Source organism: Stenotrophomonas sp. TWI1183 (assembly GCF_039673115.1).
GTDB lineage: Bacteria > Pseudomonadota > Gammaproteobacteria > Xanthomonadales > Xanthomonadaceae > Stenotrophomonas > Stenotrophomonas maltophilia_AA.
Genome location: NZ_JBDJKZ010000002.1, coordinates 152,139 through 175,186 on the forward strand (window position 1 = coordinate 152,139; position 23,048 = coordinate 175,186).

The following is a 23,048-nucleotide window of genomic DNA, read 5'->3' on the forward strand; positions in this document are numbered from 1 at the left end:
CTCAAACGTTTTACAGTGCCTTGGACAAGGCCAGCAGGTCGGCGGCAAACGTTGCGTAGTCGTCCACGGCGAAATCGTGGCCCTCCTTGCGCGCGATCTGGCGGACGCCGACCAGGGAGGTCTCTGGCACCACGACCAGATACTGGCCCATGTAGCCCATCGCAGCGTAAGCGGCGACCGGCCCGCGCACCTGATCGAACAGGTCCGTGAGCTTGATGCCTCGGCTGGTGATCTCGCGGCCGTACGCGTCAGCCCACTTGGGCCCGAGGCTTTCCCCGAAAAACGCGAACAGCTCGCCCTTGCTGGCAAACCTGCGAGTACCCGCCTTCAACAGCCCGGCCGCCACGCCCGCATCGACGCCATTGCGCGATAGAACCGATGCCGCGTCCGGCTTCAGCGTAAACCGCTCCCAGGCAGGAATTCTCCACCACAGCAGCCCCACCTCCTTCGAGCGGGCGCTTTCGGCAACGAGTTCAGCGACGAACGCTTCTCCCAGCAGCCGCCGCCCGTCCGGCGCGACACCCTTGTCCAGGATCAACCGGCCCAGCTTGGCCAGGTCGGCGGCGGAGAGTGCCAACCCCGCCATGCCGATCGGTGTGCCTGCGTCATCCTTGCGCCACGTGTAGTCCGTGATGCCCAGTGGCTGGAACAGGCCACTCTCGACGACGCGATCCATCGTCTTCCCCGAGACGCGCTCGACGATCCCGGCGAGGAGGTTGGTCGCCTTGTTGTTGTAGGAGAACGTCGACCCGGGATCCGTTGAGAGTTCAGCCGCCAATGCAAGCTTGACCAGATCCGGTGCACCTTCCAGTTCGATGCCTGCGTTGGGAACATTCTGCAGGCCGGAGGTGTGATTGAGCAGCATCCGCACCGTGATGTCGCGCTTGCGCCCCTGTGCCCACTCTGGATAGATCGCGCTCACCGGCTGATCCAGCGATTCCAGCGCGCCGCTGTGCAGCAACAGCCCGATGGACAGTGCCACGACCGACTTGGTCGCCGACATCAGTTCGATCGGCTGCACTGCAGCAGAGCTGCGGGTCTCGAGCAGCGTCTTTCCATCGCGCTGTATCAGCAGCGCATCGGAGCGCGACATCGCCGCGTTGGCCTTCAGATTGGCCAGGGCATCCGCCAACCCACCGCTGGCAGCGAACGCGTTGCAGCACACCAGGCAGCTCAGTGCCATCCACCACGATTTCAAGCGCATGGGCATTCCTCCGGAAACGGAGACAGCGTAACTACAGTTGTAGTCAGGCTGGAGTGGCGGAAGTCATGGGAGGGAGGTACCCACGCGATTCACACTATCCCGCTATTCCCTTGGCGATCTGCATGAGCATCTGCTCGCCTTCCTCAATGTGTGCGCCATCGTCACTGAGCAACGTCAATAAATAAGCTCTATTCGACGTGATCCAGCGCAGCTCCGCCTTGCCTTTGCCGTCCTTGGATCGGGCCGCGTAAGACCTGGCCGGGACACCGTTGACCTGGGTATTCAGGGTTTCCCGAATCAGGGTGTGCTTCGTCCCTGAGGCCAGGTAATCGTCCTCGGACAGGATGACCAGGCCAACGTTGGGGACCCGATAAACACGCGACACGCCCGTGGAGCGATCACCACTCATGGTTCCATTCGGCTCGGTGCTGAGCAACTCTGCCGCGCCAATGGGGGTCCGCGAGATATCTGCGGGCGCATAGGACAGGCGGCGCTTGAGCTCCGAATCGCTTCTTCGCACAGGACTCAGGCCTGCTATCACCTCAGACGTTGAAGGGATCGTGCCAGCCGCAACATCCAACGTTCCACGACTTCTTTTCTTGATCCCTTCAACCATATTTTCTTTGATGGACGCCGGGGCGTCCAACTCAGCCAGCGAAATGATCTCTACTTGACCTTGCACCGCTGGTGCTCGATTGGCAGCGGCTGTTCTGCTCTCGGTAGCCTGCTGTCCGGCCAGTGAGTGAGTCCAAGCTGCCAAGTCACGTTGTAGCGCTTCAGCGGGCTGCTGCTGCACGACCGTTTGTGCAACTACCGGTGCAGCAATGCACGCAAGGGCCAATGCGGCCACTCTGCTTTTCATGTCGGTCACCCTTCTGTGAGGCTGCAATCGACTGTGGGGGTTTCGCGGGTCCCGTAAGCGATGAGGTTGACGTTCTCATCCAGGAGGGGATTCGAGCGGCCACCAAACGGGCACCAAGTGCTGACCGCTGCTGCATCACCACCAATACAATCGAGGTAAATACTTGATTGTGTTGGTGGGCCCACCAGGATTCGAACCTGGAACCAAAGGATTATGAGTCCTCTGCTCTAACCGTTGAGCTATAGGCCCTTGCGGCCGCACAGTGTAGTGGAGGCCCGCAGGCGCTTTCCACTGCAACCCTCACATCAGCCGAACCGCCGCCCCATCTCCTGCACCCGACGCGCATTCTCCGCAGCCAGCTCACGCAGCACGCCCGAGCGCAGCAGCGCCGAACCCGCCATACGCTGCCAGTAGTCCACTGCCAGCGGCGCTGCCCAGTGCGGGTGCACTAGGCACCACTGAAGTTTGCGCGTCGCAATCGACCCAAAGGCTGCGTCGGGTAGCGTTTTCGGGGCGAATTAAGTGACGAATCGATCCGGCACCCTCAAGCCTCCCGACGTCGGCCAGCATCGATAACGCGTTGATTCATATCGAGCTTGAAAATCATCGGCGTGGGAAGATCGAGTAATTAAGTTACGAAACGCGCAACGAAACTGCTCGCTTAGCCTAGCGTTCCCCCAACCCCTCGAACAACCGCTCCATCCGCTGCGCCGCCGCCCGGCTCGAATACACACCACCCGGGCTGGCGCCGCCGATCGCGCACTCCCCGTTGTCGGTGAGCACCAGCTTCGTCCCCTGCAGCGAGGCCCGCACTGAGCACGGCTCCTCGCCCAGGAACAGCTCATCGCCCACCGGCTCGGCGCTGCCGATCAGCGTGCCCTCGCCTTTCCCACCCGATGGCAGCATGCGCAGATGCAGCGTGTCGCCCTCGGCCTGGATTTCCAGCACGCGCCCGGCACTGCCGTCCCACTGCCCCAGCCAGCTGCTGAAGTCGGTGTCGGCCATGTGACCGGTCTTCATGACGCGCTGTTCCGGCGCCCAGCCCACCACCTCTTTGCCGGGTGGCAGGACCTGCACGCAGTAGTAGTCGTTCCAGCGGCTGCCGATCACCAGGCTGCTGCCCGGTTCGACCTCATCGCCGCTGTGGCAGCTGTCCTGCGGATTGTCCAGGCAGCCGGGCCGCTCACCCACCAGTGCCACATTGCCGGCATCCACGACCCGGCCGATTGCGAGGTCGGGCTGGGTCTGGAAGAAATCAGCTGCGTTGCAGGCAGGCTGCTGGGGCTCGGCGGCCAGCGCGGCGAAGGGGCACAGGGCAAGGACAAGCAAGCCTTTTTTCATCGTCATTCCATCGATCCACAGGTGTAAAGCGACGCGCATCCTACCGCATCCGCATTGCTGCCCGCTGCACACGCGGCGGGCACCTGCCGCCCCAAAAAAACAAACCCCGCTTGCGCGGGGTCTGTCGGGTTTCAATGCGATGCGCCGGTATCGATCAATCGATATCCAGGAAGCTGCGCAGCTGCTCGGACCGGCTCGGGTGACGCAGCTTGCGCAGCGCCTTCGCTTCGATCTGGCGGATGCGCTCGCGGGTGACATCGAACTGCTTGCCGACTTCCTCGAGGGTGTGGTCGGTGTTCATGTCGATGCCGAAGCGCATGCGCAGCACCTTGGCTTCCCTCGGGGTGAGGCCGGCCAGCACGTCACGCACGGTTTCAGACAAGTTGATGTTGGTGGTGTTCTCGATCGGGGACTCCACATTGGTGTCCTCGATGAAGTCGCCCAGATGGGAATCCTCGTCGTCGCCGATCGGGGTTTCCATCGAGATCGGCTCCTTGGCGATCTTCATCACCTTGCGGATCTTGTCTTCCGGCATGTCCATTTCCTTGGCCAGCTCCTCCGGCGTAGCCTCGCGGCCGTACTGCTGGAGCATCTGGCGGGAAATGCGGTTCAACTTGTTGATCGTTTCGATCATGTGCACCGGGATACGGATGGTGCGCGCCTGATCGGCGATCGAACGCGTGATGGCCTGGCGGATCCACCAGGTCGCATACGTGGAGAACTTGTAACCACGGCGGTATTCGAACTTGTCCACGGCCTTCATCAGGCCGATGTTGCCTTCCTGGATCAGGTCGAGGAACTGCAGGCCGCGGTTGGTGTACTTCTTCGCGATCGAGATGACCAGGCGCAGGTTGGCTTCGACCATTTCCTTCTTGGCCTTGCGCGCACGCGCTTCACCGTAGGCCATGGCGCGGCTGATTTCCTTCAGCTCGTCCAGTTCCAGCCAGGTGGTCTTCTCGATGTCGATCGTCGCCTGCTGTTCGGAGATGATCTGGTCCTTCACGTCACGCAGGGCCGAGGACCACTTCTGCTTGCGCTTCAGTGCGTCTTCCACCCACTCCAGGTTGGTCTGGTTGCCTTCCCACGAGCGGATGAAGTCCTTGCGCGGCATGCGCGCGGTCACGGTCGCCAGGTTCAGCACGCGGCGTTCGTGGGACTTGATCGAGGCCATGACGTCGCGCAGCTGCTTGACCAGCACATCGGTCAGCGGCAACGGCAGCTTCAGGGTCACGAACACGGCGGCCATGTCGTCGCGCAGCTTGGCCAGCGGCTTGCGGTCGCCCTTGGCAGCGGCCTTCTTGAACGCGGTGTACGCGTCGCTCAGAGCCTGCATGCGGCGTGCGACTTCTTCCGGATCCGGACCGGTCGGGCCGGCTTCTTCCTCGACGTCGTCGCCGTCTTCTTCCTCGTCGGCGTCGTCCTCGGCATCGTCGCTGGTGTCTTCAGCCACGACCGGGGCCGGCACTTCTTCGACCAGGTCGTTGAAGCCGACGATCACTTCGGCCAGGCGCTTCTTGCCTTCCTTGTGCGCGTCGTAGTCGGCCAGCAGCGATTCCACCGATACCGGGAAGGTACCGAGTGCGGCCTGGACCTGGCCCAGACCTTCTTCGATGCGCTTGGCGATGGCGATTTCGCCTTCGCGGGTCAGCAGCTCGACCGTACCCATCTCGCGCATGTACATGCGCACCGGGTCGGTGGTGCGGCCACCTTCGGTGTCGAGCGCGCTCAGCGCGGCGGCGGCTTCTTCGGCCGCGGTGTCATCGACTTCGCGGTTGCCGGTGTTGCCATCGTTGAGCAACAGGGTTTCTGCATCGGGCGCAACTTCATGGACATCAATGCCCATGCCGTTGATCATGCCGATGATATCTTCGATCTGCTCCGGGTCGACGATGTCGTCGGGCAGATGGTCATTGACTTCGGCGTAGGTCAGGTAGCCCTGTTCCAGGCCCTTGCTGATCAGAAGCTTGATGTCGTTTTGCTGGGCAGGACGTTCGTTGGCCATGTAGTGCTCGCGCCACCGGCTGGGAGAGGGAATAGAACCTAGCATTATACCAGCCCGGCGCCCCGCGTTCCCGGGCGGTGGTCCCGGGGGCTAGGGTCTGAGCAGGAAGGTCACGGGACCATCGTTGACCAGGCTGACAACCATATGGGCACCAAACTGGCCGGTTTCCACCCCCGGGGCATGTTTTTGTCTGCAGATGTCGACCAGCCGGTTGAATCCGCGTTCAGCCTCCGCCGGCGGCGCGGCCGTACTGAAGCCCGGCCGCATCCCGCTGGATGTATCGGCCGCCAAGGTGAATTGGCTGACCAGCAGCAGTCCGCCGCCGGTATCGCGCAGGGACCGGTTCATTTTTCCGGTCTCATCGCCAAAGACACGATAACCAAGCAGCCGATCGGCCATCCGGGCGATCTGGGCTTCGGTATCGCCCGGCTCCATGCCGACCAGGGCCAGCAGGCCGGGCCCGATCTGGCCGATGACGGCCCCCTCGACACGGACGCTGGCTTCGCTGACGCGCTGGATCAGGACAAGCATGGACGGGGCTCCGCAACTGAAGGCGGACTACCTTAACGCCCCTGCGCGCCGACAGGCTGGCCGCCAGCGGCTAGACTTTGCGGTGATGAAACCGCACACCACTGCCCGCCTGGCCTACCGCGCCGCTGCCCTGTTCACCCGCCTGCCCTGGTCCTGGCTGCGTGCCTTCGCCTCCGTGCTGGCCTGGCTGTGGATCCGTCTCAATGCCCGCGAGAGCCGCGTCACCCGCCGCAACCTCGAGCTGGCCTACCCCGGGATGGGCGAGGCCGAGCGCGCGGTCCTGCACCGCGACGTGCTGCGCTCGACCGCGCTGCAGGCGATCGAGACCCTGCGCCTGTGGACCCAGCCCCGCGACCGCAACCTCGCCCGGCTGACCGAGCGCCACGGCGAGGCGCTGTACGACGCGGCCCTGGCCGCCGGCAAAGGCGTGATCGTGGCCGCCCCGCATTACGGCAACTGGGAGCTGCTCAACCAGTGGCTGGCCTCGCGCGGGCCGATCGCGATCGTCTACAAGGCCCCCGATGAGGCCGTGGGCGATGCCTTCCTGCAGCTGGTCCGCGGCGGCGACAACGTGCAGCAGGTGCGCGCCGAGGGCCCGGCGGTGCGCCAGTTGTTCAAGGTGCTCAAGGACGGCGGCGCCACCGGCATCCTGCCCGACCAGCAGCCCAAGGCCGGCGACGGGGTCTTCGCGCCGTTCTTCGGCGTGGAGGCGCTGACCATGACCCTGGTCAACCGGCTGGCCGAGCGCACCGGCGCGACCGTGCTGTACGGCTGGTGCGAGCGGGTCGGGCCGGGCATGGAGTTCGCCCTGCACATCGAGCCCACCCTGCCTGCCGTGGCCGATCCGGACCCGCGCACCGCCGCCAGCGCCCTCAATGCCGGGATCGAGCGCATCGCCCGGCGCGATCCGGCGCAGTATCAGTGGACCTACAAGCGCTATACGCTGCGCCCACCGGAGAGCGGCGAGGACGATCCCTATGCCACCGAGGACCATCCGCACTGACTGCGACGCAGCGTCGCGCCCCTGCCGCGATTGAATCGGCGCGATCCGTCCCCACTGTGGAAACCACGATGTCCCCCACGGCCCCTGCCATGTCCTCTGCTGTTTCTTCCCCGTTCGGCGATCCGGCCGCGATCCGCTGCGAGCGCGCGGTGGCCGAGCTGCGTGCCGGTCGCCCGGTGGTGATCGACGATGGCCACGGCCAGCGCCTGGCCTTCATCGCGCTGGACAGCAGCACCCGCACCAGCTTCGCCGCCTTCGCCACGGCCGCGGAAGACCGCCATTACCTGTTCCTCACCGCGATCCGTGCCCGCGTGCTCGGGGTCAGCGCCGACCGTGGCGCCCGCGTGCCGCTGGCCGGGATCGACTTCGATGCCCTGCCCTCGCTCAGCTACCTGCGCGATCCCGGTGCGATGCCGCCGGGCTGGACGGGCGGTGAAGCGCTGGACGATGGCGCGGTGGAGATCGCCCGCCTCGGCCTGCTGCTGCCGGCGATGGTCGGCGTGCTGTTGAACTCCGATGACCGCCGCTTCGACGCCTGCGCGCAGGTCTCGCTGTGCGACCTGAGCCAGGGCGCCGAACAGGCCGCGCACGCCTATGAGCTGGTGGCCCGCTCGCCGGTGCCGCTGCGCGAGGTCGGCATGACCGAATTCGCGGTGTTCCGTGGCGGCGTGGCCCAGCGCGACCAGGTGGCGATCATCGTCGGCAGCCCGGACCTGTCCGCGGTGGTGCCGGTACGCGTGCATTCCTCCTGCCTGACCGGCGATCTGTTCGGTTCGCTCAAGTGCGACTGCGGCGACCAGTTGCGGCGTGGCCTGCGCAAGCTCAAGGAGCTCGGTGGCGGCGTGCTGCTGTACCTGGACCAGGAAGGCCGCGGCACCGGCATCGCCGCGAAGATGCGCGCCTACGGGTACCAGCACGATGGCCTGGACACGATCGACGCCGATGCCCAGCTCGGCTTCGGTGCGGATGAGCGCCGCTACGGCAGCGCCGTGGCGATGCTGCAGGGCCTGGGCGTGACCCGCGTGCAGCTGCTCAGCAACAATCCGACCAAGGCCCAGCGCCTGCGCAATGCCGGCATCGACGTGGTGGACTGCGTGCCGGTCACCGGCGACATCACCGCCGAGAACGAGCAGTACCTGCGCACCAAGGCCGAACGCGCCGGCCATCTGCTCGATGTCGACGCACTGATCCAGGCCGCGCAATAGCCCACGGCAACCTGCTACCGTCTGCGCCACGGGCGGTTGCACCTGTACGCAAGCGCCCGGCCTGTTTCCCTGCCGAGCGCCTGCCTTGTCCGATTTCCTCGACACGCCCCTGCCACCACCCCTGCCCGCTGCTCCCGCGGTGCCGGACTGGCAGCCATTGCCACTGCGCTCGGCCTGGCTGGCTGCGGTCAGCGGTGCGATCAGCGGTGCGCTGCTGTTCGGCATCGTGCCTGGCGCGCTGTGGGTGCTGTTCGAGCTGCCGGCGCGCTGGTGGAGCGTGGCTGCGCTGGTGGTGGTGGGCACGCTGGCCGGCGCGATGATCGCCTTCCGCCGCCAGCGCCGCACCCGTTGGCGGCTGGACGCGCACGGTCTGGGCCTGCGCCGTGACCTGCTGTGGCAGCACGAAACGCGCGTGCCGCTCTCGCGTGTGCAGCACCTGGACCTGCGCCGCGGCCCGATCGAGCGCAACGCGCGGCTCAGCACGCTGGTGGTGCATACCGCCGGCAGCCGCTTCAGCGCGGTGACCATCGGCGGCCTGGACAGCGACGACGCCGAGCGCCTGCGCGATACCCTGGCCTACCAGCTGGACCAGGACGACGACGCGCTGTGAGTACCGTGGCGCCGGCCGACGATGCCCCGCAACAGCGGCTGCATGCCTGGTCATGGCTGTTCGTGCTGCTGATGCAGCTGCGCCAGTTCCTGGTGCCGCTGATCGCGCTGGTGGTGTTCGGACAGCGCGGTGACCGCGATGAGATGTGGTCCTACGTCGGCGCGGTGATCGTGATCGCGGTGCTGGTGGCGGTGTCGATCCTGCAGTACCTCACCTACCACTACCAGATCGGCACGGCCGCGATCACCGTGCGCAGTGGCGTGCTCTCGCGCAATCGGCGCGAGATTCCGTTCGCGCGCATCCACAACGTGGTGGTCCACCAGAACCCGCTGCACCGTTTGTTCGGCGTGGCCGAGCTCAAGCTCGAATCGGCCGGCGGCCACCGCCCCGAGGCCGAAATGCGCGTGCTCAAGCTGGAGCAGGCCCTGGCATTGGAACAGCTGGTGCGCCAGCGCGGCACCGTGCAGGCCGCCGACACCGATGGCAGCGCGGAAACCGCCGTCCCGGCCGAACCGGCCGAGGACGTGCTGCTGGCGCTGGGTACCGGCGACGTAGTGCGCATCGGCCTGCTCTCCAACCGCGGCTGGGTGGTGGTGCTGGCCGCGCTCGGCGCGGTGCTGCAGATCTTTCCGCGCGCACGCATGTCCGACGCGATCGAAGCCGGTGGCCGCCAGCTGTTCGGCTACGCCAGCGACCTGCATGTGAGCACGCTGGGCTGGGCGCTGGCCGCGCTGCTGATGGTGGTGGTGTTCTGGCTGCTGCTGCGGGTGTTGTCGGTGGTGCTGGCGCTGCTGCGCTACCACGGCTTCACCCTGAGCGAGCGCGAGCGCCGGCTGACCGTGGCCACCGGCCTGCTCACGCGCATGCGTACCAGCGTGGCACGGCGTCGCATCCAGGCCTGGACCCTGCGCGAAAGCACATTGCAGCGCTGGGTTGGCCGCCGCCAGCTGCGCATTGACATCGCCGCCGGCAACCCCGGCGAGAACGAACGCCGCGACCTGCGCGAACTGGCGCCGCTGGCCACCGTGCCCGCCTGCGACGCGCTGATCCAGCATCTGCTGCCCGCCCTGGCCTGGCCGCCCACACAGTGGCAGCCGGTGCAGCAGCGCCAGTGGTGGCGGCTGTGCCTGCCGGCGCTGCTGATCGTGCCGCTGCTGGCCGCCGCTGCGGTAGGGGAACTCGGCCCGTGGGGCGCTGTCGTGCTCGCGTGGCTGCCGTGGTCGGCGTTCCGCGCGCACCGGCAGATGGCGCGTATCGGCTATTACCTGGATGAGCGCTATGTGGCCATCCGTGGCGGCTGGTGGCAGCGCTGGTGGCGTTTTGCCGAGCTGGACAAGCTGCAGGCGCTGCGATTGACCCGCTCGCCCCTGGACCGCCGGCTGGGCACCGCCAGCGTGTGGCTGGATACCGCCGGCGCGGGGCTGGGCACGCCGCTGGTGCTGCAGTACCTGCCGGAAGCGGAGGCGCGTGCGGTGTATGAGCAGTTGGGCCGCGCGTTGGCCAGGCGCCGCCTGCGCTGGTAGGAGAGCATCCACGCATGGCGTGGATCTACCGGGTGACGTGCATCCACGTCGATCTGCCCGGTAGTGCCGGCCGCTGGCCGGCTCCTCGCCATCCCGACAGGCATCGCAACCGCTGCCTTACCGCCTTGCCGGTCCCCAATAGCCGAGATCCCTGCGGATCTGCAGGCCGCGCGTCCACGCGCCGAAGGGCTTGCGCTTGAGCGTGCCGAGTTCGCCGGACAGGAAATCCTCGGTCGCCGCGATCACCCGCTCGGAGGAATACCCATCGCGGAACGGATGGATGGTGTCGGCATAGCGACGGATCTCGGCCATCAATGCCGGGGCGGGATTCAACGCCTGGGCCAGCATCACCGGCAGCTGCGTGGCATCGTCGAAATCGAGCATGTGCGGCTGCGGAACCCGGTTGCGGAAGGTCACCACCGGTTTGTGCTGCACGATGAACTCGGACACGATCGAGGAGGTGTCCGAGACCAGCACATCGGCCGCACGCTGCGCGGCCATCACCTGCTCCGGCTCGATGAAGCGCGCATGCGCGCCGGCCAGCGCGCGGTAGCGCTCGAACAGCTCGGGGGCGCACTTGGGGTGCAGGGTCAGCAGCCAGTAGTGGTCGCCGCGGGCGATGTCGGCGGCGATCGCGTCATACAGATGCGGCGCCGCGCTCAGTCGCTCTGTGAAGGTCGAGCCGAACAGGATCACCGGGCGGCCCTGTGCGGGCACGCGCATTCCTGCGCTCAGGCCGCCGTCGTCGCGGAACAGCGGATCCAGCTTGGGCCAGCCGGTTTCGGCCACGGCGAAGTGACCCTCGCGCGCGGCCAGCTCGCGGAACGGGGTGGTCGTGGCCGGGCCCTGGGTGCAGTACAGATCGAACAGGCCGCGCACCCGGAAGTGCCCACGGGCGCTGTCGCGCTTCTGCACGTTGAAGCCATGGAACACCTGCACCTTGGCCCCGGCGATGAACGGCGGCACCCAGTTGGCCGCGCTGAACACCGCGCGCGGGCGCAGGGCCAGGGCCTCTTTCAGCCCGACATTGGGCACGCCGGGCAGCGACGCGCCGGCGGCGCCATCGGCGAACCAGGCCGACACCGATTGACCGGATGCGTGCAACGCCTGCGCCAGAGGGGCGAGAATGGGCAGCGCATAACGCTCCGTCGCAAACAGCAGGTACTCGGCCATCATGTCCTCCTCGACCGCTCCCACTGAACGGCCTCGCATTTCAGCCTGCATTATCGCGTTCAATGAAGCCGACCGCATCGGCGACTGCCTGGCCTCGCTGGCCTTCTGCGACGAGATCGTCGTCGTGGACTCGCAGTCCACCGATGCTACGGTCTCCATCGCGACGGCCGCCGGGGCGCGGGTGCTGCAGCGGCCGTTCGATGGCTTCCGCAGCCAGAAGGCGTTCTGCGTCGAGCAGGCCTCGCATGACTGGGTGCTGTGCCTGGACGCCGACGAGCGCATCAGCGACGCCCTGCGCGAGGCGATCCTGGCCGCCCAGGCAAGCGGGTTCGCCGGCCACCACGGCTACCGGTTCGCACGGCTTTCCGAGTACTTCGGCAAATTCCTGAAGCATGGCAATGCCTACCCGGACCGGGTCCTGCGCCTGTTCGACCGCCGCCACGGCGGCTGGCGTGGCAAGCGTGAGATCCATGAGGCGGCCAGTGTCGATGGCGCGGTGGGCACCCTGCGCGGCGACCTGATCCACTTCCCCTACCGCTCGCTGGAGCAGCAGCTGCTCAAGACCCAGCGCTATGCGCGGATGATGGCCGAGCACGAGTTCGCGCGCGGCAAGCGCGCCACCCTGCCCAAGCTGATCCTGGCCCCGGCGTGGCGGTTCTGGCGCGGGCTGCTGCTGCGTGGCGGCTTCCGCGATGGCTGGCACGGACTGGTCTACGCCTACGTGCGCGCCAACTACGTACGCCAGAAGACCATCATGCTGTGGATGCTGCAGAACGGGCAACCGGTCATCGACCCGCCGCGGGATCAGCCCGGGGCCTGAGCCCGGGCCAGCGCCAGGCGGCGCGTGTGGCCCTGGACGATCGACAGACCGGCCAGCAGGCCGACGATGGTGACGTAGAAGCTGGCCGTGATCTGGTGCGCGAACATCGACTGGGTGATCCCGCACAGCACGTAGGTCACCACCACCATGATCCCGGCCGCGGCCGGACCACGGAAGGTCTGCTCGCCGCTGCGCCGGTGCAGGCCGGTGAACACCCACAGCGGCACGCCATAGATGGCCAGCAGCAGCAGCAGGCCGGGGGCGCCCTGGGTCGCGGCCCACTCGGCCAGATCGTTGTGCGCGTGGCCCAGGTGGCAGCGCTGCTCGCCCGGGTCGTCCCGGCACACCGGCAGGCGCTGCATGGCGCTGTCGAAATGGCCGATGCCCACCCCGGTCAGCGGATGGTCGAGGAAGGTTTCATAGGCCACCTGCAGGCGTTCCACCCGCGCGCCCGCGGAGGAATCGCTGTCACCGCGCTCCATCCGCACCACGTCGTGCTTGAGCTCGGTCAGCCGGACCTGTTCGCGCAGGCTTGGAATGGTCAGGGTCAGGGTGCCCGCGATCGCCACCAGCGCCAGCAGTACGCCCAGCCGCGCACGACCGGTGCGCCAGCGCAGGCTCATCGCCATCACCACCAGCAGCGCCAGCAGCGCCAGCCAGACCCCGCGGCTGCCGCTGAGCACGATGGTCACACAGCCGGCGACCATGCCCACGATCACCCAGGTCCAGCGCTGGTGCGGCCGGCAGAACACCAGCAGCACCATCAGCACCAGCACGATGTCGGCCAACACGATGGCATTGGTGCTCAGGTCGGCACGCGGGGCGCCGCCGGCCACCTGCAGGATCGACAGCACCATCGTGCCAAGCAAGCCGGCCAGGGCGCCCGCCCACAACCAGCGGATGTCCGGCCGCAGCGCGCAGACCCACAGCGCGATCCACGGAATCACCACGAACCGCGAACGGTTGTCGATATCGCGCAGCCCCTGCTCGAACAGATAGATCGAGAGCAGCGCGAAGGCGATCGCGGCCACCACCAGCCAGGCCAGCACCTTCACCGGCCGCCCGGCCAGGCCACGCGCGCGCCACAGATAGTCCGGCGCCAGCAGCGTGCTCAGCAGCAACAGGATGCCGTAGGGCAGCAGGTTCTGCGGCAGGGTCAGCGCCAGGGCGGGCATGCAGAACAGGCCCACGGTGGCGATCCAATGGGCCACGCCGGCGCGCCCCTGCAGCGGCGGCAGGGAGACAGGCGTGGCCGGCTCGGATGCAGGGGAGAACGTCATTGCCAACCTCGATTGCCACACCCAGGCACGCACGCCCGTGATTGCATTGGACGCGACCGGCGCCCACGGACCTGCGGCAGGTGCCCGGGGAGGCGGCCAGCATTGCAGAATTCATTCATCGCCGTCGATCCGGTGCAGTGCGCGTTCGCGTGCCTGCTCTTCGGCGCTGGCCACGCAGGGCCCATGGATGTCGCCCGGCCTCACCAACCACCAACGGCGACGGTTGGCGACCCCGGCCAGTTCGGCACTGGTGCGGTCCACGCAGGCCAGCAGCGCGTCTTCCTGCACCAGCAGCCAGCGCTGCTGCGGCTGGGCCGCCTGCCAGGCGACACCATCGACCAGCTGCCGGTCCCAGCGCCGATTGAACCCGAAGGTCGCGGCATCGCGGTCGGCCATCAGCAGGTTCTGCTCCTTCCACGCGACCAGGCCCAGTTCCGCCTCCGGGCCGATGCGCTGGCCGACCTGCTGCATCAGGCCACGTGCCGAGCTGGAGTCGTTGAACAGCGGATAGCCGATCAGGCCGAATGCCACCCAGGCCATGGTGAGGGTCGCCACCACCGCCAGATGGAAGCGGCGGACGCCGGCGATGCACAGGGTGAGCACGGCCCAGCAGCCCAGCGCCACCGCCACCCAGCCCAGGCCGGAGGTCACCGCGGTGTCGATGCCGCGGTCGAGGATCAGCTTGCGCTCGAAGCCCGGCTGACCGAGCAGCATCGAGATGCCGATGCCGAGCAGGCCCGCGGCCAGCAGGGCCACGAAGCCGCCGAGCAACCACTGGAAGGCGCGCTTGCGCAGCAGCCCGGGCAGCAGCGGTGCCAGCGCCAGGCAGAACATGGGCAGCGCCGGCAGGATGTAGACGTCGCGCTTGCCGTTGGGGATCGAGAAGAACAGCACGATCAGCAGCCACCACACCAGCGGCAGCAGGTAGCGCGCATCGCGGCGCTGCAGGCGTCGGCGCCAGGCGGGGATGGCCCAGGGAATCGCCAGGAAGGCCGGGATCCACATCGACGGCATCGTGCCCAGGAAATACCACCACGGCTGGTGGTGATCCCAGGACTGCGCGTAGCGCTTGGCGGTCTGCCGGAACAGGATGTCGTCCAGATAGGCGCGGTACTCGGCCGAACCGCTGCCCAGCGCGGTCACTACCATCGGCACCAGCCACAGCGCGATCGCCAGCACGAAGGCCAGCGGCCCGACCCAGAAGCGCCAGTCGCGGATATGCAGTTTCACCCGCGGCCAGCCCAGTACGGAGGCCACCGCCGCGGGCAGGATCATCAGCAGCGCGATCACGCCGACGCCCTTGGTGATCACGCCCAGCCCGGCGGCGAACCAGCCCAGCCACCACCAGCGCCAGGCCGGCCCAAGCAGCAGGTGACGCAGCAGCCCGTAGTTGGCCAGGGTGATGAAGAACACCACCAGTGGATCGATCTGCGCTTTCTTGGACTGGAACGTAAAGTGCAGCGCGAACAGCAGCGCCCAGGCGGCATACAGCCCGACCCGCCGCGTCCACAGGCGCCGGCCCAGGTCATGGACGCAGGCCAGCGTGCCCAGCGCGGCGAGCAGCGAAGGCAGCAGGAAGGCCACGCGCCAGTCGCCGATCAGCGAATACAGCGCGGCCTGCGACCACATCAGCATCGGCGGCTTGTCCGAGTACAGCTCGGTACCGCGATGCGGGAACAGCCAGTCGCCGCTCTCCACCATCTGCTTGGCGACCAGCGCGAAGCGGGGCTCGTCGGACGGCCACGGGTCACGCATGCCCAGGCCGGCCCCCAGAACGAGCAGGGCCATCAGGGCAAGCAGCCAGAACTCTCGGGATGCGCGGGTTTTAAGCATGGGGCGGGATTCTAGCCGGGTTCGGTTCAACCCTTCTTTAGCAGACGCGCATAGAAGAAGCCGTCAGCACCGTCCTCACCGGGCAGGCGCTGGCGCCCGGCCCACGAATCGTGGCCATACGCCTCTCCCAGCGGCAGGAAGCCCGCGTCCCGGGTGCGCTGCAGGAAGGCTTCGACCTGGAACTGGTTTTCATCGCGCAGGATCGAGCATGTCGCATACAGCAGGGTTCCGCCCGGGGTAAGCATCGTCCAGCAGGCATCCAGCAGGCGGGCCTGCAAGGCCATCAGCGCCTCGATGTCGGTCGCACGGCGATGCGCTAGCACATCCGGCTGCCGGCGGATGATGCCGGTGGCCGAACAGGGCGCATCGAGCAGGATGGTGTCGAACAACTGCCCGTCCCACCAGCTGGCCGGATCGGTCGCGTCGCCCGCGAGCACCTTCACGTTCTGGCCGACGCCGGTACGCACGAACGTTTCGCTGATGCGCTTGAGCCGGCGCGCATCGATGTCCAACGCCAGCAGCTGCAGGGTTGGATCGCGCTCCAGCAGATGCGCGGCCTTGCCGCCCGGTGCGGCGCAGGCATCCAGCACCCGCGAGCCCGGGCGCGGCGCCAGCGCATCGGCGACCTGCTGGGCGGACAGATCCTGCACCGACAGCGCGCCATCGGCGAAGCCGGGCAGCGCGGACACGGCGACGGGCACCGGCAGACGGATCGCGTCGGCTCCCACGCTCGAGGGCTCGGCCGCGATACCTGCCGCCTCCAGCTGCTGCAGCATCGCCTCACGGCTGCTGTGCTGGCGGTTGACCCGCAGCCACAGCGGCGCGGCCTGCAGGCTGGCGCTGAACACCGCCTCGGCCTCCTCCGGCCAATCCTGTTCGATCTTCTCGGCCATCCACAGCGGGAACGCATCGCGCGCGGGCAGCGGCGGAATGCCTTCGCGCTGGGCGCGGCGCAGCAGGGCATTAACCATGCCGGCCTGGCGATCACGGCCCATCGCACGCGCGGCGTCGACCGTGGCCGAAAGCGCGGCGTGCGCCGGCAGCTCCAGCGCATCCAGCTGCGCGAAGCCGACCAGCAGCAGCGCGCGCAGTTCGTCCTCACGCACGCCCAGCGGCCGCGGCATCCACTGCGCCAGCGCGGCGTCATAGGCGGCGCGACGACGCAGTACCGCAAAGCACAGCGCCTCGAGCAGCGCGCGGTCGCGGCTGTCGTCCAGGGTCGGCAGGGCGGTGGCCAGTTCGGCCTTGAGCGAACGGCCGCGGCCGATCACCTGGGCCAGCACGCGCGCAGCCAGCACGCGGGTGGGCACGCCGGGGGCGGTATGGGCGGTGTAGGGGCCTGCAGGCCTGCCGGAGCGCACGTTGGTCATCTCAGGCACCCACGCCGAGGTCGCGACGGGCATTGAGGTAGTCGGCGGCGGTGATCGCCTTGCCGCCCTCGCGCTGCAGCACGCGCAGGCGCAGCGCGCCCTGGCCGCAGGCGATGTCGATGCCGTCGCGCGACGCGCCCAGCAGCGTGCCCGGGGCCTTGCCCTGGTTGTCATCCAGCGCGATCGCGCCGTGGATGCGCACGCGTTCGCCGGCCAGCATCGCCTCGGCGATCGGCCAGGGATTGAAGGCACGCACGGTCCGCGCCAGCGCGTGGGCGTCCTGCGCCCAGTCCAGGCGGGCTTCGGCCTTGTCCAGCTTGTGTGCATAGGTGACGCCGGCCTCGGGCTGCGGCTGCGCGATCGGCTTGATGCCGGCACGCAGAAGGCCCAGGCCATCGGACAACACCTGCTCGCCCAGCGCGGCCAGGCGGTCGTGCAGCTGGCCGCCGGTATCGTTGGGACCGATCGCGATGTGCTGCTTCAGCAGTACCGGGCCGGTATCCAGCCCCGCTTCCATCTGCATCAGGCACACGCCGGTCTCGGCGTCGCCGGCCTGGATCGCCCGCTGGATCGGCGCGGCACCGCGCCAGCGCGGCAGCAACGAGGCATGTACGTTCCAGCAGCCGTGGGTCGGGATGGTCAGTACGGCCTTGGGCAGGATCAGGCCATAGGCCACCACCACCATCAGGTCCGGTGCCAGATCGCGCAGCTGCTGCTGGGCTTCGGGGGTCTTCAGGCTGTCCGGCTGGAACACCGGGATGCCGCGTGCGATCGCCTCCAGCTTGACCGGCGACGGCGCCAGGCCTCGGCCACGGCCCGCAGGACGATCAGGCTGCGTATACACCGCGACCACTTCATGGTGGCGGGCTGCGGCACGCAGCGAGGACACGGCGAACGCCGGCGTACCGGCAAAGACAATCTTCATGGCGACCCCACTAACAGAACGTAAAACGGCGCCGATGTCCGGCGCCGCGCGACAGGCACCGTCGCGCGGTCAACCCGCGCGGCGGTCTCTGCAGACACCTCAGGCAACGTGCTTGCGCTGCTTGGCCAGCTTCTTGCGCACCATTTCGCGCTTGAGCGGCGAGAGGTAATCAATGAACAGCTTGCCGTCCAGGTGGTCCATCTCGTGCTGCACGCACACGGCGAGCACGCCATCGGTGGTCAGCTCCTGGGCCACGCCGTGGCGGTCCAGGTAGCGCACGGTGATCTGGTTGGCGCGGGTGACGTCGGCAAAGATGCCCGGGACCGACAGGCAGCCTTCCTGGTAGACCTGGCCGCCTTCGTTGGCGACGATCTCCGGGTTGATGAACACCATCGGGGTGTCCTTCTCCTCACTGACGTCGATCACCATGAAACGCTTGTGCACGTCGACCTGGCTGGCGGCCAGGCCGATGCCCGGGGCGTCGTACATGGTGTGGAACATGTCGTCGATCAGGGTCTGGAACGCCGGCGTGGTCACGTCGGCGGCATCCATCAACGCGGCCTTGGTACGCAGGCGCGGATCGGGAAATTCGAGAATGGGCAGGAGAGCCATGGCAAATACCGGTAGGGGGCGCCGGTCGAAGCGGCGTACAGGGCGATTCTATCGCCAACGCTTGCCCCGCGCCCCGGTTTCTGGACTATAGTGCGCGAACCTGTTGGGGAATCAGGCACCACATCTATGTTTGAACGAACTCGTACGGTCGTCGCCGTAGCGATGCTGACCGTCGCTACCTATGCTACCGCCGTGGAAATGAATGGCGGGCACCCGGATACCTATGTCGTGCGCAAAGGGGACACGCTGTGGGACATCTCGGCGCGTTTCCTGCAGAAGCCCTGGCTGTGGCCGGAGATCTGGCAGGCCAACCCGCAGGTCAAGAATCCGCACCTGATCTACCCGGGTGACGTGCTGAGCCTGGCCTATCTGGACCGCGTCGTGGCCCAGCCCGGCCCGCGCCAGGAGGCCCCGATCAACGGCGTCCCGCTGGAGCAGGTCGAGCCCTTCCTGAAGCAGCTGAGCGTGGTCGACGAGGTCAAGTCGCTGCCCTACGTGGTCAATCTGGAAGACAACCGCCTGCGCGCCACCACCGGCCAGACCGCCTACGTGCGGGGCCTGGAGAATGCCCAGGTCGGCCAGCGCTACGCCGTGGTCCGGCCGACCGTGCAGTACGCCCTGCCCAAGCCGACCGAAGACCTGAACGCCCGCGGCGATACCACGCCCGGCAGCGGCAACGTCTGGAAGGCCTTCATCGTGCCGAGCAAGCGCCACCAGACGCTGGGCTACGAACTGGCCCAGATCAATGTCGGTACGGTGAGCCGTGTGCAGAGCGGCAACGTCGAGGTGACCTCGCTGGTGCTGCAGGGCCAGGTCGACGGCCGTGAAGTCCGCGCCGGCGACCGCCTGATCCCGGTCGAGGCCCGCCCCTACGACCTGCAGTTCGTGCCGCACGTGCCCGCCCCGCAGACCGCCGATCTGGATGTCCGCGTGCTGGCGGTGGCCGACACCTTCACTGCAGGCGGCCCGCGCGATGTGATCGCGATCTCCGCCGGCAGCGCCAACGGGGTCGACAACGGCACGGTGTTCTCGCTGTGGCGCCAGGGCCGCCATGTGGCCCACCGCATGGACTACCCGAACTCGTCGCGGATGGACGATTCGCTGACCAGCGGCGCCGGCCGGGTCACCCTGCCGGACGAGTACGCCGCCCACGCGATGGTGTTCCGTACCTTCGAGAACGTCAGCTACGCGCTGGTGATGGAAGGGATCAAGCCGGTCAAGGTCGGCTATTCGGCACTGCATCCCGATAAGCAGTAAGCGCGGCAGAGTCCTACGCTTCCATTCGACGGCGCCTTAGGGCGCCGTCGTCGTCTGCGCCGCACGCTGCAGGGATGCCTATTCCCTGCCTGGCCTCGTCCACCGCCCTGCTCACCCTGGTCCTGGCCGGCGGTGCGCTGCCGCCCCGCCTGCGCCTGCTGCGCCAGTTTCCGGATGCCGCAGCGGCGCTGCGGGCCGGCCCGACCGCCTGGCGGGCCGCCGGCTGCACGCCCGCGCAACGCGCCCGGCTGGCCCTGCCGGACGAGCGCTATCTGGCGCATGCCCTGGCCTGGCTGGTCGATGACCGCCATCACCTGCTCGCACTGACCGATCCGGACTACCCGGCCCTGCTGGCCCAGATCGAGGAGCCGCCGGTTGCACTGTTCGTCGACGGCGACCCGGCGCGGCTCTGGCATCCGGCCGTGGCGGTGGTCGGCAGCCGTTCGCCCTCCCCCGGCGGTCGCGAGCACGCGCGTGACTTCGCCACCGCGCTGGCGGCGGACGGCTGGTCGGTCATCAGCGGGCTGGCGACCGGGGTCGACGCCCAGGCCCATGACGGCGCGCTGCAGGTGACCGGCGGCATGACCGTGGCCGTCGTCGCCACCGGCCTGGACCAGACCTATCCGCCCCGGCATGCCGCCCTGCATGAACGGATCGCCGCTATCGGGGCCGTGGTCAGCGAATACGCGCCGGGCATGCCGGCGACCCAGGCGCATTTTCCCGCGCGCAACCGGATCATCGCCGGGCTCAGCCTCGGCACCGTGGTGATCGAGGCCGCGCAGCGCTCGGGCGCGCTGATCACCGCCCGCTGCGCCGCCGAGGCGGGCCGCGAGGTGTTCGCCCTGCCCAGCTCGATCCGCAACCCACGGGCCCGCGGCTGCCACCGGCTGATCCGGCAGGGCGCGGCCCTGGTCGAGGAACCGGCCGAGGTGACTGCCGGCCTGGCTGCCCTGGCCCAGACCCTGGCCGGGGCCTTGCGAACCCGGTTGGACGCCCCCACTGAACAGGCACGACCGGCGCCCGAGCGCGCCCCTTCCTACACCGACCCGGACTACCAGTGCTTGTGGAAAGCCCTGGATCACGACCCAACGGGTATGGATTCATTGATCCAGCGCAGCGGATTGACGGCGGCCCAGCTGTCGGCCATGCTGCTGGTCATGGAACTGGATGGAAAGGTAATGGCCGCCCATGGTCGCTACTGTCGAAAACCCTAGTTTCTTCACCTCCACAGCGTCGTTGACGCAGGCCGAGGGGCAATGAAAGAGAGCATTCTGGATGTCCTGCTGTACCTGTTCGAACACTATTTCAGCGAAGACGCGGACCTCATCCGCGACCGCGACTCCCTCCAGAACGGCCTGATCCAGGCTGGCTTCAGCCCCACCGAGATCAACAAAGCCTTCGATTGGCTGGACGCGCTCGCCGAGCAGCGGCCCGCCGTCGTGCTGGGCCGCGTCAATGGCCCGGTGCGGATTTTCCATGGCCCCGAGCTGGACAAGCTCGACGTGGAAGGCCGCGGCTTCCTGATGTTCCTGGAGCAGCACGGCATCCTCGACGCCAGCCAGCGCGAGTTGGTGCTGGACCGGGCGATGGCGCTGGACCAGGACGAACTGGACCTGGACGACCTCAAGTGGGTCGTGCTGATGGTGCTGTTCAACCAGCCCGGGGCCGAGGCCGCGTACGCCTGGATGGAAACCCAGATGTTCGTGGACGAGCCGGAACCGCTTCACTGACCGTACACTGAGCGCCTTGCGCATTCAGGAGCGGGCCCGTGGACCAGTGGTTCTTTGCAGAAGGAAACAGTCAGCAGCGCGGTCCGCTGCCTGCTGACGAACTGATCGCGCTCTACCGTTCCAGCCGCATCGCGCTGGATACGCTGGTCTGGCGCGACGGCATGGCCCAGTGGCAGCCGCTGGAAACAGTGGCGGCCGAGATCGGCCTGGACATCCCCCCTGTCGCTGACACCGTGGAAACCCCGGAGCCCGGCCCCGCCGTGCCGCCGGCGCTTCCCGCCACACCGGCCGTTCCCGTCACTCCCGAACCTCCCGTCGCCGTTCCGCCGCCCCGCAAGGGCCTGAGCGGCTGCGCGATCGTGGGCATCATCGCGGGCGTAATCGGGGTGCTGGTGGTGATCATCGGCGCGGTACTCGCGGCGATCGCCCTGCCGGTCTATCAGGAGTACGTCGCGCGGTCCAAGACCAGCGAGGCGCTGGTGACGCTGGCCCCGATCAAGCTCGCGGTGGCTGGATTCCACGGCGAATACGGCCGTTGCCCGGTCAACGATGACGAAGGCTTCCAGCCGGCCGAAAGCTATGCCGACGGTGCCATCGGTGCGGTGCGGATCGGTCGCTTCGACAACGGCCACTGCGGCGTGGAAGCCGAGCTGACCGTCCCGGGCAGCACCCCGCTGGACGGCAAGCTGCTGTGGCTGGACTACAACGGCGCCGGGCACTGGGAATGCAGCGGCGAACCCGATGACAAGTACCTGCCGCTGGAATGCCGCGGCTGATAACGGACGCATGTCCATGGATGCACCCAACAGGGGATTGAAGCAATGACTGAGTGGTATTTCGCCGATGGCCAGGAACGTCAGGGACCGCTGGGCGCAGAGGACATGCGCCAGCGCTTCCAGCGCGGTGACATCACCCTGGCCACGCTGGTGTGGCGCGAGGGGTTCGCGCAGTGGGCGCCGCTGTCCGAGGCGGTCGATGAGCTGCAGCTGCAGAACCTGGCCTCGGCCGCCAGCACTCTCGGCAACGGCATCGACCTGCGCGGGGATTACACCGCGATCGACAACGGCACCGCGCCGCTGCCGGGCACCGGTGGCGGCACCTACTCACCGTACACCGCGCCTGCCACGGCCACCGGCTATGCCGGGTCGGCCGTGGTCGACGGCCAGGACGTGGTCTACGCCGGTTTCTGGAAGCGCTACGCCGCCTACTTCATCGATTACATCCTGCTCACCGTGGTCACCCTGCCGCTGAGCATGATCATCAACGTGATGGGCGCCAGCTCGGGCAACGAAGGCGTGCAGGTCGCGCTGACGCTGGTGGTGATGCTGCTCAGCCTGGTCATCAGCATCGGTTACTACGCCGGCTTCCACGCCTCGCGCGGCGGGGCCACGCTGGGCAAGATGGCGGTCGGCATCAAGGTGGTGCGCGGCAATGGCGAGCGGATCAGCTTCCTGCGGGCTTTCTGCCGCTACCTGGCGACCATCGTCAGCAGCCTGATCCTGATGATCGGTTTCATCATGGCCGCCTTCACCGAGCGCAAGCAGGCGCTGCACGACATGATGTGCGACACCCTGGTGGTGGACAAGTGGGCCTTCACCGAGCATCCCGAGCTGCAGCAGCGCGGCCTGGGCACGGTCACCATCGTGATCCTGGTGATCGCCGCACTGGCCGTGGTGGCCCTGTTCGGCGTGATGATCGCCATGATCGGCGTGATCGCCTCGATGTCCTGATCTGAGCCGTCCTCACATCGGGCCGCTTGACATGAGC

Annotated in this window: 22 protein-coding genes and 1 tRNA gene; 10 read left to right on the forward strand and 13 right to left on the reverse strand. The window is 67.7% G+C overall.

All coding sequences use genetic code 11. The features are described 5' to 3' along the window. Nucleotides 1–10: 10 nt before the first annotated feature. The 7 genes from ABE434_RS03080 to dtd form a co-directional block, all read right to left on the reverse strand. On the reverse strand, nucleotides 11–1,165 hold the full coding sequence (locus ABE434_RS03080) for a serine hydrolase domain-containing protein (RefSeq protein WP_346477784.1): 1,155 nt from the start codon (nucleotides 1,163–1,165) through the stop codon (nucleotides 11–13). 133 nt (nucleotides 1,166–1,298) lie between these two features. Beyond that, complete coding sequence (locus tag ABE434_RS03085; RefSeq protein WP_346477785.1) at nucleotides 1,299–2,066, reverse strand: hypothetical protein; 768 nt, start codon at nucleotides 2,064–2,066, stop codon at nucleotides 1,299–1,301. Between the two features lie 173 nt (nucleotides 2,067–2,239). Next, nucleotides 2,240–2,315, reverse strand: a tRNA-Ile gene (locus ABE434_RS03090). Between the two features lie 56 nt (nucleotides 2,316–2,371). Beyond that, on the reverse strand, nucleotides 2,372–2,515 hold the full coding sequence (locus ABE434_RS03095; protein ID WP_346477786.1) for a hypothetical protein: 144 nt from the start codon (nucleotides 2,513–2,515) through the stop codon (nucleotides 2,372–2,374). Nucleotides 2,516–2,732: 217 nt separating this feature from the next. Continuing rightward, nucleotides 2,733–3,407 carry a hypothetical protein gene (locus tag ABE434_RS03100; RefSeq protein WP_346477787.1) on the reverse strand — a complete coding sequence of 225 codons (675 nt, stop codon included), beginning with the start codon at nucleotides 3,405–3,407 and terminating at the stop codon, nucleotides 2,733–2,735. A 154-nt stretch (nucleotides 3,408–3,561) separates the two neighbouring features. Continuing rightward, nucleotides 3,562–5,409, reverse strand: coding sequence for an RNA polymerase sigma factor RpoD (gene rpoD, locus ABE434_RS03105; RefSeq protein ID WP_176988080.1), 1,848 nt, complete (start codon nucleotides 5,407–5,409; stop codon nucleotides 3,562–3,564). Nucleotides 5,410–5,499: 90 nt separating this feature from the next. Beyond that, on the reverse strand, nucleotides 5,500–5,940 hold the full coding sequence (gene dtd / locus ABE434_RS03110; protein ID WP_346477788.1) for a D-aminoacyl-tRNA deacylase: 441 nt from the start codon (nucleotides 5,938–5,940) through the stop codon (nucleotides 5,500–5,502). An 85-nt stretch (nucleotides 5,941–6,025) separates the two neighbouring features. On the opposite strand from dtd, the gene ABE434_RS03115 reads away from it, so the two are divergent. The 4 genes from ABE434_RS03115 to ABE434_RS03130 all read left to right on the forward strand — a co-directional run bounded on the left by ABE434_RS03115 (nucleotide 6,026) and on the right by ABE434_RS03130 (nucleotide 10,281). Next, nucleotides 6,026–6,943 (forward strand): lauroyl acyltransferase, encoded by a 918-nt coding sequence (locus tag ABE434_RS03115; protein ID WP_346477789.1) that lies wholly within the window; start codon nucleotides 6,026–6,028, stop codon nucleotides 6,941–6,943. Between the two features lie 89 nt (nucleotides 6,944–7,032). Continuing rightward, entirely contained in the window at nucleotides 7,033–8,148 is a 1,116-nt protein-coding gene (gene ribA / locus ABE434_RS03120) for a GTP cyclohydrolase II RibA (protein ID WP_346477790.1), read from the forward strand. A gap of 109 nt (nucleotides 8,149–8,257) precedes the next feature. Continuing rightward, nucleotides 8,258–8,758, forward strand: a complete 501-nt coding sequence (locus tag ABE434_RS03125; protein WP_346477898.1) for a PH domain-containing protein — start codon at nucleotides 8,258–8,260, stop codon at nucleotides 8,756–8,758. Continuing rightward, nucleotides 8,755–10,281 (forward strand): PH domain-containing protein, encoded by a 1,527-nt coding sequence (locus ABE434_RS03130; RefSeq protein ID WP_346477791.1) that lies wholly within the window; start codon nucleotides 8,755–8,757, stop codon nucleotides 10,279–10,281. Before ABE434_RS03125 ends, ABE434_RS03130 begins: the two co-directional genes overlap by 4 nt. Before the next feature lie 117 nt (nucleotides 10,282–10,398). Here ABE434_RS03130 and ABE434_RS03135 read toward each other — a convergent pair whose 3' ends face one another. Then, entirely contained in the window at nucleotides 10,399–11,457 is a 1,059-nt protein-coding gene (locus tag ABE434_RS03135) for a CDP-glycerol glycerophosphotransferase family protein (protein ID WP_176988472.1), read from the reverse strand. Between ABE434_RS03135 and ABE434_RS03140 the strand changes: the two genes are divergently transcribed. After that, complete coding sequence (locus ABE434_RS03140; RefSeq protein ID WP_346477792.1) at nucleotides 11,456–12,274, forward strand: glycosyltransferase family 2 protein; 819 nt, start codon at nucleotides 11,456–11,458, stop codon at nucleotides 12,272–12,274. The two genes, ABE434_RS03135 and ABE434_RS03140, sit on opposite strands and share 2 nt — an antisense overlap. Here the strand turns inward: ABE434_RS03140 and ABE434_RS03145 are convergent. The 5 genes from ABE434_RS03145 to def form a co-directional block, all read right to left on the reverse strand. Next, the gene (locus tag ABE434_RS03145; RefSeq protein WP_346477793.1) at nucleotides 12,259–13,554 is read right to left on the reverse strand and encodes an O-antigen ligase; all 1,296 of its coding nucleotides are present in this window, start codon (nucleotides 13,552–13,554) and stop codon (nucleotides 12,259–12,261) included. The two genes, ABE434_RS03140 and ABE434_RS03145, sit on opposite strands and share 16 nt — an antisense overlap. Before the next feature lie 111 nt (nucleotides 13,555–13,665). Next, entirely contained in the window at nucleotides 13,666–15,387 is a 1,722-nt protein-coding gene (locus tag ABE434_RS03150) for a glycosyltransferase family 39 protein (RefSeq protein WP_179459937.1), read from the reverse strand. A gap of 26 nt (nucleotides 15,388–15,413) precedes the next feature. Next, nucleotides 15,414–16,757, reverse strand: a complete 1,344-nt coding sequence (gene rsmB, locus ABE434_RS03155) for a 16S rRNA (cytosine(967)-C(5))-methyltransferase RsmB (protein ID WP_346477794.1) — start codon at nucleotides 16,755–16,757, stop codon at nucleotides 15,414–15,416. Between the two features lies 1 nt (nucleotide 16,758). Next, nucleotides 16,759–17,682, reverse strand: coding sequence for a methionyl-tRNA formyltransferase (fmt, locus tag ABE434_RS03160; protein ID WP_179459935.1), 924 nt, complete (start codon nucleotides 17,680–17,682; stop codon nucleotides 16,759–16,761). Between the two features lie 99 nt (nucleotides 17,683–17,781). Then, nucleotides 17,782–18,294, reverse strand: a complete 513-nt coding sequence (gene def / locus ABE434_RS03165; RefSeq protein ID WP_176988070.1) for a peptide deformylase — start codon at nucleotides 18,292–18,294, stop codon at nucleotides 17,782–17,784. 126 nt (nucleotides 18,295–18,420) lie between these two features. Here def and ABE434_RS03170 point away from each other — a divergent pair, with 126 nt between their 5' ends. The 5 genes from ABE434_RS03170 to ABE434_RS03190 all read left to right on the forward strand — a co-directional run bounded on the left by ABE434_RS03170 (nucleotide 18,421) and on the right by ABE434_RS03190 (nucleotide 23,011). Then, on the forward strand, nucleotides 18,421–19,551 hold the full coding sequence (locus ABE434_RS03170) for a LysM peptidoglycan-binding domain-containing protein (RefSeq protein WP_346477795.1): 1,131 nt from the start codon (nucleotides 18,421–18,423) through the stop codon (nucleotides 19,549–19,551). Between the two features lie 74 nt (nucleotides 19,552–19,625). Further along, nucleotides 19,626–20,765, forward strand: coding sequence for a DNA-processing protein DprA (dprA, locus tag ABE434_RS03175; RefSeq protein ID WP_346477796.1), 1,140 nt, complete (start codon nucleotides 19,626–19,628; stop codon nucleotides 20,763–20,765). 42 nt (nucleotides 20,766–20,807) lie between these two features. Continuing rightward, nucleotides 20,808–21,281: a DUF494 family protein gene (locus tag ABE434_RS03180; RefSeq protein WP_088433666.1), complete on the forward strand. Its 474-nt coding sequence runs from the start codon at nucleotides 20,808–20,810 to the stop codon at nucleotides 21,279–21,281. 38 nt (nucleotides 21,282–21,319) lie between these two features. After that, nucleotides 21,320–22,057 carry a GYF domain-containing protein gene (locus ABE434_RS03185; protein WP_346477797.1) on the forward strand — a complete coding sequence of 246 codons (738 nt, stop codon included), beginning with the start codon at nucleotides 21,320–21,322 and terminating at the stop codon, nucleotides 22,055–22,057. Between the two features lie 45 nt (nucleotides 22,058–22,102). Beyond that, nucleotides 22,103–23,011 carry an RDD family protein gene (locus tag ABE434_RS03190; protein ID WP_346477798.1) on the forward strand — a complete coding sequence of 303 codons (909 nt, stop codon included), beginning with the start codon at nucleotides 22,103–22,105 and terminating at the stop codon, nucleotides 23,009–23,011. Nucleotides 23,012–23,048 lie beyond the last annotated feature (37 nt).

What these genes read in the sequence shown, in the direction of transcription:
- ABE434_RS03085 (WP_346477785.1), bottom strand. Translation starts at nt 2,066, where the DNA reads ATGAAAAGCAGAGTGGCCGCATTGGCCCTTGCGTGCATTGCTGCACCG.
- ABE434_RS03100 (WP_346477787.1), bottom strand. Translation starts at nt 3,407, where the DNA reads ATGAAAAAAGGCTTGCTTGTCCTTGCCCTGTGCCCCTTCGCCGCGCTG.
- rpoD (WP_176988080.1), bottom strand. Translation starts at nt 5,409, where the DNA reads ATGGCCAACGAACGTCCTGCCCAGCAAAACGACATCAAGCTTCTGATC.
- dtd (WP_346477788.1), bottom strand. Translation starts at nt 5,940, where the DNA reads ATGCTTGTCCTGATCCAGCGCGTCAGCGAAGCCAGCGTCCGTGTCGAG.
- ABE434_RS03115 (WP_346477789.1), top strand. Translation starts at nt 6,026, where the DNA reads ATGAAACCGCACACCACTGCCCGCCTGGCCTACCGCGCCGCTGCCCTG.
- ribA (WP_346477790.1), top strand. Translation starts at nt 7,033, where the DNA reads ATGTCCTCTGCTGTTTCTTCCCCGTTCGGCGATCCGGCCGCGATCCGC.
- ABE434_RS03140 (WP_346477792.1), top strand. Translation starts at nt 11,456, where the DNA reads ATGTCCTCCTCGACCGCTCCCACTGAACGGCCTCGCATTTCAGCCTGC.
- ABE434_RS03135 (WP_176988472.1), bottom strand. Translation starts at nt 11,457, where the DNA reads ATGATGGCCGAGTACCTGCTGTTTGCGACGGAGCGTTATGCGCTGCCC.
- ABE434_RS03145 (WP_346477793.1), bottom strand. Translation starts at nt 13,554, where the DNA reads ATGACGTTCTCCCCTGCATCCGAGCCGGCCACGCCTGTCTCCCTGCCG.
- ABE434_RS03150 (WP_179459937.1), bottom strand. Translation starts at nt 15,387, where the DNA reads ATGCTTAAAACCCGCGCATCCCGAGAGTTCTGGCTGCTTGCCCTGATG.
- rsmB (WP_346477794.1), bottom strand. Translation starts at nt 16,757, where the DNA reads ATGACCAACGTGCGCTCCGGCAGGCCTGCAGGCCCCTACACCGCCCAT.
- fmt (WP_179459935.1), bottom strand. Translation starts at nt 17,682, where the DNA reads ATGAAGATTGTCTTTGCCGGTACGCCGGCGTTCGCCGTGTCCTCGCTG.
- def (WP_176988070.1), bottom strand. Translation starts at nt 18,294, where the DNA reads ATGGCTCTCCTGCCCATTCTCGAATTTCCCGATCCGCGCCTGCGTACC.
- ABE434_RS03170 (WP_346477795.1), top strand. Translation starts at nt 18,421, where the DNA reads ATGTTTGAACGAACTCGTACGGTCGTCGCCGTAGCGATGCTGACCGTC.
- dprA (WP_346477796.1), top strand. Translation starts at nt 19,626, where the DNA reads ATGCCTATTCCCTGCCTGGCCTCGTCCACCGCCCTGCTCACCCTGGTC.
- ABE434_RS03180 (WP_088433666.1), top strand. Translation starts at nt 20,808, where the DNA reads ATGAAAGAGAGCATTCTGGATGTCCTGCTGTACCTGTTCGAACACTAT.
- ABE434_RS03190 (WP_346477798.1), top strand. Translation starts at nt 22,103, where the DNA reads ATGACTGAGTGGTATTTCGCCGATGGCCAGGAACGTCAGGGACCGCTG.